The sequence below is a fragment of the Paenibacillus sp. A3 genome (assembly GCF_001399685.1).
Classification (GTDB): Bacteria; Bacillota; Bacilli; order Paenibacillales; family NBRC-103111; genus Paenibacillus_G.
The window spans coordinates 1-15,142 of the sequence record NZ_JTHN01000156.1 but is presented as its reverse complement, the minus strand read 5'-3'; the positions used below and the strand labels follow the sequence as shown (position 1 = coordinate 15,142).

Here is a 15,142-nt window from a genome sequence, read left to right as displayed (position 1 = left end):
TGAGCGCATCGGCCGCGGATATCATCACGAAGCTGGTTTTGAACAAAAATGAAGTTTCGCTGGACGTGGGCAGCACCGCCAACCTGACAGCCACTGCAATTTACGACAACGGAAAGACGGAAACGGTAACGATCAAAACCGAGTGGAATTCCGAAGACCCGAACATCGCCTCGGTGTACGCCGGTGTCATTACGGCCAAAGCGGAAGGCGACGTGATCATTACAGCCAAATATATGACGGAGCAAGTTCCCGTCAAAGTAAAGGTGACCAAGCGGGTCAAATCGCTCATCAAAGACAAGCAAAAAATCGATCTGCGCAAAGGCCAATCGGAGCAGATTACCCTGAAGGCTTATTACGACGACGGCGCGTCGGAAGATGTGACCGCGAAAGCGGAATGGACCATCGACAACGCCACCATCGCTACCCTCTTTAATGGAAAGGTGACCGCCCAAGGTTCCGGCTCCGGCACCATTACGGCGAAGTTCGGCAATCAATCGGTATCGATTCCGCTGACTGTCGAAGTGGTCAAACGCGTCGATGCCGACAAATCCCGGGTTTCGCTGCTGCTGAACCAATCGGAAACGATCCGGCTGCTCGCAACCTATCCTGACGGAACGACGGAAGATGTGACGGAAAGCGCCGACTGGACATCCGACAACGCGGATGTCGCCGATGCGCTCAAAGGCAAAATTACCGGCTACGGTCCGGGACAGGCGAACATTACCGCCACCTACGGAACGAAGACGGCCAAGATTAAAGTGGACGTTGATAACGCCATCAAGCTCGACCTGAACAAACAAAACCTTCTTATGAAGAAAAGCACAACTGAGCAGTTGAAATTGACCGCTACCTATCCGAACGGAAATACGGAAGATATTACCGATCGCGCAGAGTGGTCGTCCTCCGACGATACGATCGTTTATGTCGTCAAAGGTAAAATCAGTGCCAACAAAACGGGCGAAGCGACCGTCACCGCCAAATACGGCGAAAAAACCGTAACGGTCATCGTGGACGTAGACGTGCCCCGCCGCTTGGAGCTGAGCAAAGACACGATTACTTTGAACTCGGGCAAATCGGAGCAGCTCACACTCGACGCCACCTATGGCGACGGCAGCAGCGAAGATGTGACCAGCCAAGCGAAATGGTCCTCCGACAAGGAAACGATCGCCAGCGTCATTAGCGGCAAAGTAACCGCCGTGAAAGCGGGCGAAGCGACAATCACAGCCCAATACGGCGAAAAAACCGTGACCGCCAAAGTGTTGGTCGATATTCCTAATGTTCTTGTACCTAGCAAAAAGAAAGTGAATTTCCAAATCGGAGATTCGGAGCAAATTACGCTGAAAGCCGTTTATCCGGACGGCGTAAATGAAGACGGCCTTGAGAAAAAAGCCGAGTGGACCTCCTCGAACGACCAAATCGCGGAAGTGCGCGGCGGGATGATTACGGGGATCGGCACAGGTACCGCCACGATCACCGCGAAGTTCGGCAACCGCTCGACGACCATTCAAGTGTCCGTCGGCGTATTGAAAACGTTGACCGCCGACGCAACCAGCCTTGTTCTGAAAAAAGGCGACACCCGGACGATCAAATTGGACGCGACGTATACGGACGGCAAGACGAACAACGTAGCGCAAGATGCGGAATGGACGAGCTCCAATCCGGCAGTCGCTTCCGTCAGCGAAGGCACGATCAAAGCGCTCGCTTCGGGTGAAACGACGATCACCGCGAAAGTCGATGCGAAAACCGTGACGATTACCGTGCAAGTCGATATGGCCAGCACGCTGAAAGCAAGCCCGGCTTCCATTCAGATGGACTTGGGCGAAACCCGCACGATCAAGCTGACTTCCACCGATGCCAACGGCAAAGCCGAAGATGTGGAAGGCACGGCAGAATGGACCTCGGCAAGCCCGACGATCGCGCAGGTTGAGAAAGGGGTCGTGACCGCCTTGGCCCGCGGTAAGACGACCATCACGGCCAAATTCGGCGGAAAAACCGTCTCGATCCCGGTCGAGATCGGTTCCGTGACGGACCTGGTGCCGAACAAGCGCTACATTCCGATGAAAACGGGAGGTACGTTCCAGGTTCAGCTAACGGCTACAATGGCGGACGGCACGACAAAAGACGTCACGTCGCAAGCCCAGTGGAAATCCACCAACTACAAATTACTCGAGGTGGAGAACGGTCTGGTGAAGGCAATCGCCTCCGGCAGTGCTTCCATCTCCGCCACCTTCAATGGCAAGAGCGTCTCGATTCCGGTCGACATCGACCGTCTCAAATATTTGAAGACGGATGTCGTTACCGCGAATATGAAGCCGGGCGAAACGCTGAATGTCAAAGCGATAGCGACCTTTATGGACGGCTCGGATCTGGACGTGACCGTATCCGGACTTTGGAGCTCCACCAACATTCGGGTAGCCGACGTGAAAGACGGAGTGATTAAAGCGACCGGAAAAGGCCGCTCCACCATCACCGTTGGCTATGCGAGCAAGAAAACGACCATTCTTGTGACTGTAAACTAACCGGTAATAAGAACAACGTTCGGAACCTCTGTACAGGGGAACCGGACGTTGTTTTTTGTAAAATTTCGTTATATTCACCCAATGATCCACTAATCCTATGCCAAAAAGAAATGATCGTAATCATTACGAGCTTTCTGGATAGGATTCGTGCGGGCTTTTTTATATATACATAATAAAGAGCATGGCTTTGCTTTGCCGACGAAGCCGTGTACTTTATTTGTGTTCGCATGTGCGCCTCCTATCCGGAAAAAGGATAAGGAGGTTTTTTATTTTCCAACCTCGGCCACTTGTCTGTTTTCTTAACCACGGTTGCTAAACAAATTCCTGGCTTCGGCACGGGCGCCCTAAGGAGATCTCTATGTCACAAATCCATTCTAAAAAAATAATGCCCCTCTTGATGATCAACATGTTCATCGTGACCTTACGTTTGAAGTAGCTTGTAAAAAGCTCCGACCGAAAAGAAAAAAGCTATTCCCCAATTTCCCCTTGGAGGAATAGCTTTTAGCCATTTATCCTTCGGACGCTTCCAGCGGCGCCGGCAGCTTGCCTTGAGCGGCTAGCTCGCCGGCCAGTACGCGGGCCAGCGCCTTCATCGCACACGGCGTATTCTCGTAGCACGCGAGGTAGATTGTTACCTCATCGGGCAAGACGCTGATGTCGAACGGATTGCGCGCCGCAGCGACGACCAGCTTCGCCTTCGGCAGCGCCGCAAGTACCTTGGCAAGCTCCACCTGTCCCGGCGAGAACGAGGCATTGTAGGTCACTAGCACGATCTGCTCCGCGGCATGGGCAAGCTCAACCACGCGTGCCTGCTCCTCCGCCGTCGGCTCCACGCCGATCCGCTCCTCTCGCACCCGGTAATTCAGCTGCGCCAGCCAGTAGCCTGCCGTCTCGCGGCGGGCCAATACCTCGTCAACCTCGGTGCCGACGCGCACCTCCGGCCAGACGACGAGCACCGGCTTCGCCGGGTCAAGCGGCAGCTCGGCTTCGCCCCGCAGCAGCGTCACGCTGCGCTCGGCAATGCGCTCCGCCAGCCGCTGCGACGCCTCGGTCGCCAGGCTCGCGCCCGGCGCCAGCGCCGCGCCCGCGACCGCTGCCGACGCGACGCGGCTCTTGAGCGCGAGCAGGCGCTCTACCGAGCGGTCGATCCGCTCCTCGCGGATGCGGCCGCTCTCCACCGCCTGCACGAGCGCGTCCAGCGCCGTCTGCTGCCGCTCAATCCGGTGGCTGACCAGCACGAGGTCGGCTCCCGCCTCCACGGCCATCACCGCGCCTTCGGCAATGCCGTAATGCTCGGCAATCGCGTTCATCTCCAGGCAGTCAGTGACAACGACGCCGTCGTAGCCGAGCTCCTGCCGCAGCAGCCCGTCGATGACGCGGGACGACAGCGTCGCCGGCAGCCGCTCCGGCTCTACGGCCGGGAACAGCACGTGCGCGGTCATCACCGCATCGACGCCAAGCTCGGCCGCCCGGCGGAACGGCGCGAGCTCCAGGCGGTCCAGCCGCTCCCGCGGATGCGGCACGACCGGCAGCGCCGTATGCGAGTCCTCGCCCGTATCGCCGTGGCCGGGAAAATGCTTCACCGTCGCGGCGATGCCCGCTTCTTGATAGCCCCGCACGGCCGCCGTGCCGAGACGGCCGACCGTCTCCGCATCCCCGCCGTACGAACGGACGCCGATGACCGGGTTCAGCGGATTGTTGTTAATATCAAGACACGGCGCGAAGTTCATATTGATGCCCATCGCCTTCAGCTCGCTGCCCGTGACCTTCGCCGCTTCGTAAGCCGCCTCGGCATCGCCGGTCGCCCCCAGCGCCATGCTGCCGGGAATCGGCGTCACGCCTTGTTCGATGCGCATCACCATGCCGCCCTCCTGATCGATCGCGATCAGGAGCGGCACGTCTCCATGGGCAAGCGCCAGTTGCTGCAGCGATGCCGACAGCTTCGCTACTTGAGCCGGCTCCGTCAGATTGCGGCGAAAATAAATGATTCCGCCGAGATGCTCCTCCCGGATCAGACGTTCAATATCTTCCGACGGCTCCGTGCCGTGAAAACCGCACATCAGCATTTGACCGACTTTTTGCCGGAGCGTCAGCTCCCCGATTCCTTTAGACACCATCTGCAACTTCCTCCTCTGTCTCAAGCTCCGCCACGCCCGGCTTGGCCCGTTCCCGGAACTCGGTAGGGGTCATCCCCTCATATTTGTGGAACACTTTCGTAAAATACCGCCGCTCCGCGTAGCCGGCCAGCTTGCCAATTTGGGTAACGCTCTTGTCGCTGTGGAGGAGCAGCGATTTGGCCAACTCCATCCGTTCGCGCGTCAAGTATTCGAGGAACGTCTCCTGATGATGCTGCTTGAACAGCAGGCTGAAATAGCTGTTGCTGATGCCCAGGTGCTGAGCCAGCTCCTCTACGCCCAGATCGCGGGCCACATGCTTCTGAATGTACTCCCGGGCGGAAGCCATCAGCAGCTCGGGCGATTTGCGCCGGCCTGTGCTGACCTGCTGGCATTCCCGGATAAGCAGGTGTACGCATTCGACAAGTTCCTTCACGTTTAAGCTATCCTCCAGTTTGGCCCATACGGTTTGCTCCTGCGAGCTTCCGAGCAGACCGACCGAACGCATTTCCCGCAGCAGATGCAGGCACAGGAAATGCAGCATCTGCTCGGCGCGCATCGAATTGTGGCCGCCGGCCTCCTTGATGCTGCGGCCGAGCTCCTCAAGCGTCTGCTCGATCTTGGCGGAGTCTCCCTGCGTCAAACCGGTGGCGAGACCGTCGGCCAAGGCCCAGAACGAGCTTCCCGTCGCATCTGTCCCGGCCGTTTGCTCGTGGATCAAAATGTGCCGGTTCTCCAGCGAGAGCTGGAGACCGCGCTGCACTTTACGGTACGCGTCCGCCAGCTCCTCCGCCGCAAGCGGCGACGGGTATACCCCGACGCTGACGGACAGCTTGACGTACCGCTCCACCGCTTGCTGCACCTGCTCCGACCATCCCCTCAGCCGCTCCGTGGCGGTGGCGGCCATCGCTCCCTTCGGCGGCCCCGTCACCGGGAGCGGAATAAGCACGCACCATTCCCCTTCCCGCGTCAGCAGCACCGCATATTCGGCAAGCTCCGAGCTAAGCGCGTCCTGCAGCACATTGCGCACGGCAAAATGCACCAGCTTGCGCTCCCGCTCGTCCTGACGCGCAATCTGCGAATAATCGTCCAGATCGACGAGAAGCATCCAATAGCGCTGGTCGAGCCAAGAGCGGTCCCCCTCTTCGCGAAGCCTGTGCAGCGGAAACGACGTATAGTCCATCAGCAGATCGAGCAAAATTTTTTCGTAAGCCAGCTCGGACAGCTCCCGCCACTTGGCCGTTTCCTTCAGCTCGTTGATCTTGATTTCGCGGATGCCTGCGGCCGTCCGCTCGATGACCAACTGCAGCTCTTCGTAATCGATCGGCTTCAGGATATAGTCGCGCGCGCCATACTTGACGGCGGATCGGGCGTAATCGAATTCCTGGAAGCCTGTGAGCATAATAATTTCGCCTTCGTAGCCGGACTCTCTCAGCTGCCGCAGCAGTTCGATGCCGTCCATAACCGGCATCCGGATATCCGACAAGATGAGATCCGGCTTCCCTTCGCGGGCCAGATCGAGCGCCTTGGCCCCGTTGGCCGCCGTGCCGATCAACTCGATGTTCAGTGCTTCCCAGGGAATGACCTTCTCCAGATTGCGTACGATATTGATTTCGTCGTCCACCAGCATGGCTTTGATTTTCATTGCGATCACCCGGTTGTTCGTTTTGGTATCGTGCAGCGAATGACCGTACCGAAGCCCGGCCGGCTGCAAATCATCATGCCGTAGCGGCTGCCGTAATGGATGCGCAAGCGGTCCGCCACATTCGGGATGCCAAGCCCGATCCGCTCCTCCGGCATCGGAGATTCCGGTTCCGCCGAGCCGCTGGACCTGCTTCCCGGCGTTCCATGCAGACGAAGCAGCACGTCGTCCGGGATACCGGCCCCGTTGTCCTGTACCCACAGCACGACAGCGTCCTCCGTCTCTTCCGCAGCAATCCACAAGAAGCCCTTCTGCCGGTCCGGATCGCCGTCTCCCGCGCTGCTCTCCATCCCTTCGAAGCCGTGCTGAATGCTGTTCTCCAGCAGCGGCTGCAGCGTCAGCTTCAGAATCGGAGTCGAGAACAACGCCGGCGGCACGTCGATCTCATATTCGAACAAATCTTCGAAACGGTATTTCTGGATTTCCAAATAATTGCGCACATGATCGATTTCCATCGATAGCGGAATTTCCTCTTTATGGTAAAAACTAACACGTAAAATCGTTCCCAGCCGCTGAACCATTCGGCTCACCTTGCGGCCTTCGTTTTGAGCCGCAAGCGCATTGATCGACTCCAGCGTATTGAACAGAAAATGCGGCTTGATCTGCGCCTGCATCAGCATCAGCTCCGCTTTGTTTTTCCGCTCCTGCTCCCGCTTCACGTCCTCCAGCAGCGTGCTGATCCGCTCGACCAAGCTGTTGAAGCCCCGGGCCAGTGCGCTGGTCTCGTCCTTGCTGTTCGCTTCGACGCGGATGCCGAGATCGCCGATCTCCACCTTTTTCATGGAGTTCACAATGTACAAAATAAAGCGGATTATACGCCCGACAAACAGCATGTTGAACAGCAGGGCGCTGAGCAGAGACAAGATCGTAATCGCACCGATCCATTGGATCACTTGCATCGAGCGTCCGGACAAATACGCCCAAGGCGTGACGGAGACGACGCTCCAATTCATTTTGCCGAATTCGTCCAAATCCAGATGATGCACCGAGACGATGCTTTCCACGCCGTCGAACTTCATTTTGCCGCTCTCGTATTCCCCGCCCAGATGGATCGAGCCGTCGATATGCGACGAAAGCGTTTGCCCCGAAAGCTTATCCTTGTTGTCTACCATGATCAGCCCGTCCTGATTGACGATCATGAACCGGACGCCGTTGCTGTGGCTGGTGCCGAAATAGTTGAAAATGCGGTTCAGCTCGCTGAATTGAAACTGCTGCAGCAGAATCCCGCGGTTGTCAAGCGTATACGTGTCGTTGATCACGCGAATCATCGTAAATAACAGCTTATTGCCGGTCCAATTCTCGAATTCGTGCGGACCGATCCAGCGCGGCACGCCGTTCAAGGCCATCACTTCGCCGAACACAGGCAGCTTCGCAAGCTCGGCGAAGGAAAGCGGCCTGTAGCCGATTTTCCCCTGACTGAACGACTGCCGTTCAAAATCGTACAGCGTCACCGAGTAAGCCGGAGTATAAGAAAGAAACGTTCGCTGCAGCAAACGGTCGTATTCAGTCAAAGTGACGGCGTCGACGCCGTCTTTGGCTCCGAGCATCCGCTGGATGTCTTCCCGCTGCATCGACGCTTGAGAGAAATAGTTCGCTTCCTTCAGCACGTACGTAATATTGCGGCCGACGGCTTTCAGCGTAAATTCGGACTGCTCCGCATAGTTTTGCTGGATGATGCTCTGCGACAGCAAATACGTGATCGTTCCGAGCACAAACAGCGGTGCCACGATAAACGCCATGAACCCCAAAAACACTTTTTTCCGAAGATTCATCAAATGCCTGTCGTTCCTTTCTTATGCCGAAGGGTTCGCTTACTATGCTGCCGCTCTTCCGGCGAACCGCGTCATCTCTTCGCTTCTTTGTTGGCCGCTTCCTGCACCCGCTGAAGCTTCTCCACGACCTGCTCCGCCGTCAGCTTGCCGCCGACAAACTCCTGCATGCCCGTTTCGAGCGCTTCGCGGACTTTGGCCTGAACGACCGCATCGAACGCCGGAAACTGCTTGAACCGGGTCGTCTGCATGATTTCATCCACAATCGGGTAGAACCCCGACTGATCGATCAGCTTCATGGCGGGCAGGACGCCGGTTTCTTTCAATTGGCGCCGCTGCATTTCGTCGCTGTACATAATGCGGATGAACGCTTTGGCGGCTTCCTTCTCCTGTTCGCTGAGGTTCGCGGCGAAGCCGTAGCCGTTCGAGTAGCTGCCGTTAATCCAGCCGTCGCCCTTCCCTCCGGTATCCGGGAAGTTGAAGAAGCCGACATCGTTCGCGATCTTCGACCACTGGGGATCGGCAATCGCCCCGCTCGCCCAGCTCCCGTCGAACAGCATTGCCGCGTTGCCCGCGCGGAACTTGTACTGCTGCTCCGCATATTTAAGTCCGAGGCTGCCTTCCTGGAAGTAGCCCCTGTTGACGAACAGCTCGTAGCGCTTGAAGCCGTCAAGGACGTCGGGATCGGTCCATTTGCGCGATCCGCTGACGAAGCCCTGGACGGAATCCGGTCCGGCCGTACGCACCCAAAGCGTATTCATCAGCATGTTGATCACCCAGCCGTCTGCCGCGGCAAGCGCAAACGGCGTAATGCCGTTGGCCTTCGCTTTCTCCGCGATGGCGATGAGCTCCTCCCATGTTTTGGGTACGTCTACGCCCAGTTCCTTAAATATCTTCTTGTTATAGTACACGCCTTCTACGAAGGACGCCGTCGGCAATCCGTAAATTTTACCGTCCACCGTGAACTCGTCCAAATCGAAAAAGCGGTCCTTGAGCTTCATCTCCTCCAGAATCGGGGTCAAATCCAGCAGTCGTCCGGCTTTGACATACTTCTGCGTATCCGACCCGCCGAACAAATCGAATATTTTGGGCGGCGAGCCCGCGGCCATCTCGGCCGGAAGCTTCTCGAAGCGGTTCACCTTGTCTTCGATGCCCTCCAGCTCCACCGTCAGCCCGGGAACGGCGGCTTCCATCCCTTTGGCCACGTCTTCCAGCAGCTTCAGCTTGAGCCTGGCATCGTCACGAACCTGGGTATGCCGCAGCGAGATCGTGAACGGCTTCGCCTGTCTAATGCCACTGGTCTGATCGCCTCCCGCAGGGGTCGGCGCCTGGATCTGACCGCACCCGGCGACAAAGCCCGAACACAGCAGCAGCGAGGTCAATTGGAGCGGCCGCCGTTTGTTTATCATCCGTACCCCTCCTTCGGGAACCGCCAGTTATCCAATTTCGATTATAGTACGCGCCCCGCCGCGGACGGCAGGGTTTGATTTTCACAACAGGGGGATAAATTCGTCTAATGAATTGGGTATATTTGGAGTATGCCATGCCGGCGGGGAAAAAGGAAGAGGAAAGCGGTGGGAACGTTACGAGTAATCGGTATGCAGCCTGTACTTTCCGCAGGTGAGACATTGAAATAGATAAAGACCAATATCGTCAGCGGGATGATTCAGCGATAGCCCGTAGCTCTCTTGCAACCGTTCCATTTCCTCTTTCAGTTCTTCCTTAAGGTCCATCCACTGGTCTTGGTCCAAATACCCGATAAACACGCAAAAATCGTCACAATGCCTCAACCACTGAGGCTCCTGCCAGGCTGAATAACTTGGCGTCCGAAATAGCAGCTCGTGCAGCGACCGGTCATGGATAGGCTCAACTTGTTCATTGCCCACAAAATACATGTATTGATTCGTATCATCGTTAAAGACGACCGACAACAAACCACCGTTATACTCGACCGCTCCTTGAAAAGTACCGTTAAATTTTTGGGCGGCCTGTCCATCATGAATACACCATGGGCAGATCGCGTCTACGTCATCGATGCAATAAAACGGTCCGGAGTAAACATAATTCGTGTCCCGGTTGCAAACCGTACAGCGACGTGCAGGACCTTGCTTGAACAGTCCGAGCCGGTAAGCGTTGGGATGATATTTGAAATGGGGCAAGTTCTCATCGATTACATTTTTGCACATTGCAGTTTTCGTCCTTTCTGTTTGATCGTTAATCTACCGGGGTCGCTCCACACTACGCTTGCGTTTTATTCAAACGTCGGAATGCCGTTGTATCGGACCTCAGGCCAGTATTATCGCGTTTCCTTCTTTGTTGAATCAGTTTTCCTTTCTCTACCATATTCCCCATTAACGAAAACGCCTGCACCATAGCGGCTCACTCCGTTGTCACGGACGTAAATCGTATCAGGCGAATTTAATGAAATCGATAGTTCGTAATCACCGTCTCGGTAGATCATTTCGCTTCCCGACAAATAAGCAGTGACTGAAGAAAGCTCCCCTATATTCACGCTGCCCTTCTTGATCCCTTCGTCTCCTCCAGTAACATGGAAAGCCGAGAGACTGAAGATTATCGAGTTGTCGGAAACTTTCTCAATCGTTAGTATTGAACCCCCGTACTCATCCGAGCCGTCTAAACTATAGTCTCCCGCTGCTAATTTGGCCCAAAACTGCGAAGCTCCCGATTTTGAACCGCTTTTTAACAATTCCAATACCGTAGGAATATCCAGCATTCGATACGGACTTGCAGAAGAAACTTGATCTTCGAGCGCTTTACTTTCAACAAATCCTTCGTCCGTCTGCAGAAAGATCAAAATCTCGGATATCGGAATGGCTCCCATATAGCCAAAACCCGTAGTATAGTCTACAACGATAATGATATCTTTTAATCCGTCGCCATTGACGTCTTTAAACGAAACGGCTTTCACTTCATGGATGGAATCAGGGGATGCCGGCTCATATTTTAATTCAACCGTTTGATTCGGCCCCTGAACATAGAAATGAAGCACTTTCTTATTATTTATTTCTTCCATCGCAGAGATGAACTGACTGCTGCCGAATTTTTCAAAAGGGATAGATGCAAAGGATTGTTCCTTGATCGGCGTGCCAATGATCTCGATAGATTTTGATCCTTTGGAAGATTCCTTTGTTGCCGCTTCGTTATTTCTTTTAATATTGACGATTTTTTTTAGCTGCGCATGGTCCGAGATCTCCGTAGGGCCGTATTCTATTTTGTAATCTGTCAAGACTAAAGTTGCTCTCCCTTCCGAGTCGGGAGGTCCGAACTTTCGCTTCGTTTCATCGTCTAATGATAAAACAATCCATTCGTCGGTCCTAAACTCTTCAGGTGTATCCCTGATTCTCATTTGAGGGAAGTTTTGATTTTCATCTACTTGAAATACAACTTCACCATCTAAATATTCCCGATCTAAAGGATAACGTTTGAAGGTGCCTGTTACCTCAACTTCGCCAGTAAATTGGACAAAGGCTTGAGCCACATATTCTCCCTCGTTAGAAAGCTCCGTCCGTACCCTTTCGTAAGAGGCCACGGCCATGCTTCCTATTTTGTCTCCGACCTTGATTTTACGGGGATCAAATGCAGGAGAAGTGTTCGTAGGGGAATTCACTTGCTGCATCTTGGAATTGATCGTTGTTGAATTCTGTTCATCGTTCTTAGTTAAATCATTTTCATTTTTACAACCCACAGAAAATAGTAAAAAAATCAGAATCAGCATGAAAAATAATAAGAATCTCGCCGTTTCAGGTCTATGCATGCTTTACCTCGTGTATAAAAAGTGTAAATAACGTGATATTTTATTCAAGTTCGGAAATTATTGATTCACAAACTCGACCTGTTCCCCATTAATCGTGACTTGAATCGTTGACGGATTAGCGCTTATGAAAGGAGGCAGATCCATACACCTTCAATCCCAAACCTACACCTCCGCTCCCCCCTGTAACATCCCTGTTCTTCGCGAATGAATCGATGCAAATACGAGGTCATGTCTCCAAATCCTTCAAATATAAATAATTTGATCCCCTGAGCTTGTAAACAACTGACTTAATCCTGTTCTAAAATGCAGTCCTTTTCAAATTTATTTTCTTCGTCTTTTCTGACATGCCTTTCACTTCAATTACGATCGTTTCGGGAACAACGATCGGGTCTTTGAAAAGATAAAGGTTCCAATCATTTTTCTTCATCAAGCTCGAAACGTTAACGTCCCTGTTATATGTATTTAGTATTTTCTGCAATCCCTTGCTTTCGTTTTTTTCTTTAACGTAAGGTACTTTTTCGTCTCCTTCGACTGTTAGATACATATCTGTAATCTCAATTTGTTCATGGATGTCCAGCAAATCTTTTGCCAAGATGTCTACCGCAAAATAATGATCAGGCTCCTCGAATCCAATATCGGATAATACGTCCATTTCCTTCTCATCACCCCTCAGTAGACCGATCGCCTCCCGGTAATTTTTAGAGCTGTTGCCCATTTGCGGTTGGACAATGGCCACAAACTGGATGCCTTCTGACGAAGTATCCGAATACACCAAGGAAAAGGAATCCAATTGTTCTGCTAAATACTTTTGTTTCTTTGTAATCCAAGAGGCCGTCTCTTCGTCGATGATTTGATATCCATTAAAAACACTGCCGCTGATGATCGCTTCGATTAGATTGATGTTGCTTTTGTGATTTTCATATTTTTCGATGGACTTCTTGAATTCCTCTATTTTGTTTGGAATAATCTGAGTAAATTTCTTATTGATTAGTTCGAGAGCTTCGTAGTAGTTTTTTGGCGCACTATTAACCGGTTTATATACGGATTCGCTAGCGGAGTTCACACCGGATTTGGTAGACGTTGGTTCCTGTTCCGTCACAATTTCCTGTTTAGATGAGGCTTCCTTGTCCGTTGGGACACAAGCATTAAGAACTACTAACATCATGATGCAACTAAAAATAACACTCGTTGTTTTCTTTATCATTTTGAATATTACCCTCAATTAGGAATAACGCGCCGTATTGTTAAAATGTTTTCTTTAATAATTCCATACGGATGACCCCAGTTTGTGTTTAAATTATGTATTTTTACGTTTTGCTTAGGATCATCTAATTTAGTAGGATCTTGATTACTGCCGGTTTCATGGAAATTCATTATTTCCAGTGTACTTGCCAACGTGACTGGCGTTTTCATGCTTCTGGCGAAAATCTTCGTCATTAATACGAGTAAAGTGTTTATGATTCAGCCCATACAACCGGCAGCACTTCATAAACAAGCGATCACTATGGGTACCTGCATCATTATTTTTTCTATAAAGGCATTTGTTTTTTTTCCAAGAATTAATTATATGCTATTGAAAGAAGGAGGAGGACGACTTTCATTTCTTCGCTATAGTAATATGACGAATATATGTATACATCATATCCCAGTCCTTAACGAGAGTTCTCAGGAAAACCAAAGTTAATACAGAGCTAATCATTCACGTCGTAAAGATACAAGCTCTCCATCATGTTGGATGATTATTTCATCTGTTGGGGAATCACCATTGAACAGGAATATTTTCCACTTGGAATTTGGTATAATCAAGTCATCATTGATTTCCCGCCTGAATATCGATAGTGATTCAGTCAGTCTTTTATCATTAGGCTTTGAAATGCTGCTGCTTTTACTTTTCTTAGATGGTATAGAAATATTTTTTATCGTTATCTCCTTTTTCTCTCCGAACATATCTTCTGCAAAAACATCTACTGCAAAATAAGATGTTTCGATAGATCTGGAATCCGTTCTCTTGATAATGTCTGACAAAAAATCATACTCGTCTTCAAGACCCCTCAGTTGATTCACTGCCTCTTTGTACGCCTGCTGTTTCTGGGTTATTGGGTGAGTCAATGCAATAAAATGAACACCAGAAACAGAATATCCCGAATATACAAGACTATCTTTCAAGTTTCTCTTGATTTCATCCTGTTTAAGGGCCAACCATTTTGCCGTTTCATCATTTATGTTGAAATTAGCAAGTCCACGTGCCCTATCTGATGCCATGATTAAATTGTATTTGGACGCATTACCCTGCTCTATTTTAGCAACATAGTAAGAAAATTCGTTAAGCAGCCTCAAACCAGCCTCTTTCCTTGTCCCCGCTTCTTGAATCCTATTTTCACGACCGTTTTCGTCTGCTTTTGGCTCTGGTTGTCCCAAATCAGGCTCTGTCTGCTTTTGAACAGCCTGATTGGGGACAACATCGTGAGGCCGTTCCTTCAAGCTTGCGCACCCAAACAAGCTCATAGCAAGAATGAGGATATAAAAAATCATGCTTGTGCGAAAAAACATAAAATGATCTCCAATAAAAAAGAATCATTTTTTTTCAAAACTTATCCATTATTTCTTACTTTTCCTAAAAGATTTTGCAATGGTTTTAATATCCTTTAGCAGCTTATCGTACTCTTCCCCGTCTTTTTTGGCGTCCGGCGAACCTTGATATATAGCTTCTGTCGGTCCGGCTTGGATAAAAACTTGACCGTTCAAAATCCCCACTTTTTCAAATGGCACGCCCATGTCTTTACCGCCACGATCCCACCATTCATTCCACTCAACTTCTGTCCCCCAAACCTGAATGTCAAAAAGCTCCGCCTTTTCTAACACCTTGTTTTCCGGCAAAAAATAGAAGAAAACTCCTTCCTCTTTTTCAACAACTTCATACTTCCCTTTCCAAGATGCAGGAATCGTTAAGGAGAAGTTAAAAGGCTTGTTCGTGTATGTCTCATGATCCTTTTCGCTGCCGTGTTTGGGATTTTGACTTGATTTTTCTGAGTTCCTCACTTCATTTGTTGCAACTGCCGCTTTTTTATATTGGCTGATCTGAAATAATGTGGCTTCGGAACGGTCCGTCTCAACGATTTTGCCTTTCAGGCCCGCTTGGAGATGATCCTCTACGTTTGCATTGATTATCCAAGTCCTATCACCCTCGATGATCACCTTCGTTCCAATTTCATTTTCTCTATAATTTCGTATGTAATATTTGTAAGTGCCATTTGGAAATATAC

Annotated in this window: 10 protein-coding genes; 1 reads left to right on the top strand and 9 read right to left on the bottom strand. The window is 51.4% G+C overall.

Going from position 1 to position 15,142, the window contains the following annotated elements; all coding sequences use genetic code 11:
* Nucleotides 1-2,519, top strand: a 2,519-nt coding sequence (locus QJ48_RS23470) for an Ig-like domain-containing protein (protein ID WP_054975908.1), incomplete at its 5' end; no start/stop codon positions are given.
* 509 nt (nt 2,520-3,028) lie between these two features.
* Here QJ48_RS23470 and nagZ read toward each other — a convergent pair.
* The 9 genes from nagZ to QJ48_RS37625 form a co-directional block, all read right to left on the bottom strand.
* Complete coding sequence (nagZ, locus tag QJ48_RS23465; protein WP_054975907.1) at nt 3,029-4,636, bottom strand: beta-N-acetylhexosaminidase; 1,608 nt, start codon at nt 4,634-4,636, stop codon at nt 3,029-3,031.
* Nucleotides 4,626-6,263 carry a response regulator gene (locus QJ48_RS23460; RefSeq protein WP_237763040.1) on the bottom strand — a complete coding sequence of 546 codons (1,638 nt, stop codon included), beginning with the start codon at nt 6,261-6,263 and terminating at the stop codon, nt 4,626-4,628. The genes nagZ and QJ48_RS23460 overlap by 11 nt, the downstream gene beginning before the upstream one ends.
* Before the next feature lie 20 nt (nt 6,264-6,283).
* Complete coding sequence (locus tag QJ48_RS23455) at nt 6,284-8,107, bottom strand: sensor histidine kinase (RefSeq protein ID WP_054975906.1); 1,824 nt, start codon at nt 8,105-8,107, stop codon at nt 6,284-6,286.
* Between the two features lie 71 nt (nt 8,108-8,178).
* Nucleotides 8,179-9,513: an extracellular solute-binding protein gene (locus tag QJ48_RS23450; RefSeq protein WP_054975905.1), complete on the bottom strand. Its 1,335-nt coding sequence runs from the start codon at nt 9,511-9,513 to the stop codon at nt 8,179-8,181.
* A gap of 174 nt (nt 9,514-9,687) precedes the next feature.
* Complete coding sequence (locus QJ48_RS23445) at nt 9,688-10,290, bottom strand: CbrC family protein (RefSeq protein ID WP_054975904.1); 603 nt, start codon at nt 10,288-10,290, stop codon at nt 9,688-9,690.
* Between the two features lie 110 nt (nt 10,291-10,400).
* Nucleotides 10,401-11,879, bottom strand: a complete 1,479-nt coding sequence (locus QJ48_RS23440; protein ID WP_054975903.1) for a hypothetical protein — start codon at nt 11,877-11,879, stop codon at nt 10,401-10,403.
* 298 nt (nt 11,880-12,177) lie between these two features.
* Nucleotides 12,178-13,083: a hypothetical protein gene (locus QJ48_RS23435; RefSeq protein WP_054975902.1), complete on the bottom strand. Its 906-nt coding sequence runs from the start codon at nt 13,081-13,083 to the stop codon at nt 12,178-12,180.
* A gap of 491 nt (nt 13,084-13,574) precedes the next feature.
* Nucleotides 13,575-14,429, bottom strand: a complete 855-nt coding sequence (locus QJ48_RS23430; RefSeq protein ID WP_054975901.1) for a hypothetical protein — start codon at nt 14,427-14,429, stop codon at nt 13,575-13,577.
* Nucleotides 14,430-14,477: 48 nt separating this feature from the next.
* Nucleotides 14,478-15,142 (bottom strand): hypothetical protein (locus QJ48_RS37625; protein WP_054975900.1); only part of this gene is annotated, 665 nt, incomplete at its 5' end.

Excerpts from the sequence above, each read along its gene's own strand:
- nagZ (WP_054975907.1), bottom strand. The coding sequence starts at position 4,636 with ATGGTGTCTAAAGGAATCGGGGAGCTGACGCTCCGGCAAAAAGTCGGT.
- QJ48_RS23460 (WP_237763040.1), bottom strand. The coding sequence starts at position 6,263 with ATGCTGGTGGACGACGAAATCAATATCGTACGCAATCTGGAGAAGGTC.
- QJ48_RS23455 (WP_054975906.1), bottom strand. The coding sequence starts at position 8,107 with ATGAATCTTCGGAAAAAAGTGTTTTTGGGGTTCATGGCGTTTATCGTG.
- QJ48_RS23450 (WP_054975905.1), bottom strand. The coding sequence starts at position 9,513 with ATGATAAACAAACGGCGGCCGCTCCAATTGACCTCGCTGCTGCTGTGT.
- QJ48_RS23445 (WP_054975904.1), bottom strand. The coding sequence starts at position 10,290 with ATGTGCAAAAATGTAATCGATGAGAACTTGCCCCATTTCAAATATCAT.
- QJ48_RS23440 (WP_054975903.1), bottom strand. The coding sequence starts at position 11,879 with ATGCATAGACCTGAAACGGCGAGATTCTTATTATTTTTCATGCTGATT.
- QJ48_RS23435 (WP_054975902.1), bottom strand. The coding sequence starts at position 13,083 with ATGATAAAGAAAACAACGAGTGTTATTTTTAGTTGCATCATGATGTTA.
- QJ48_RS23430 (WP_054975901.1), bottom strand. The coding sequence starts at position 14,429 with ATGTTTTTTCGCACAAGCATGATTTTTTATATCCTCATTCTTGCTATG.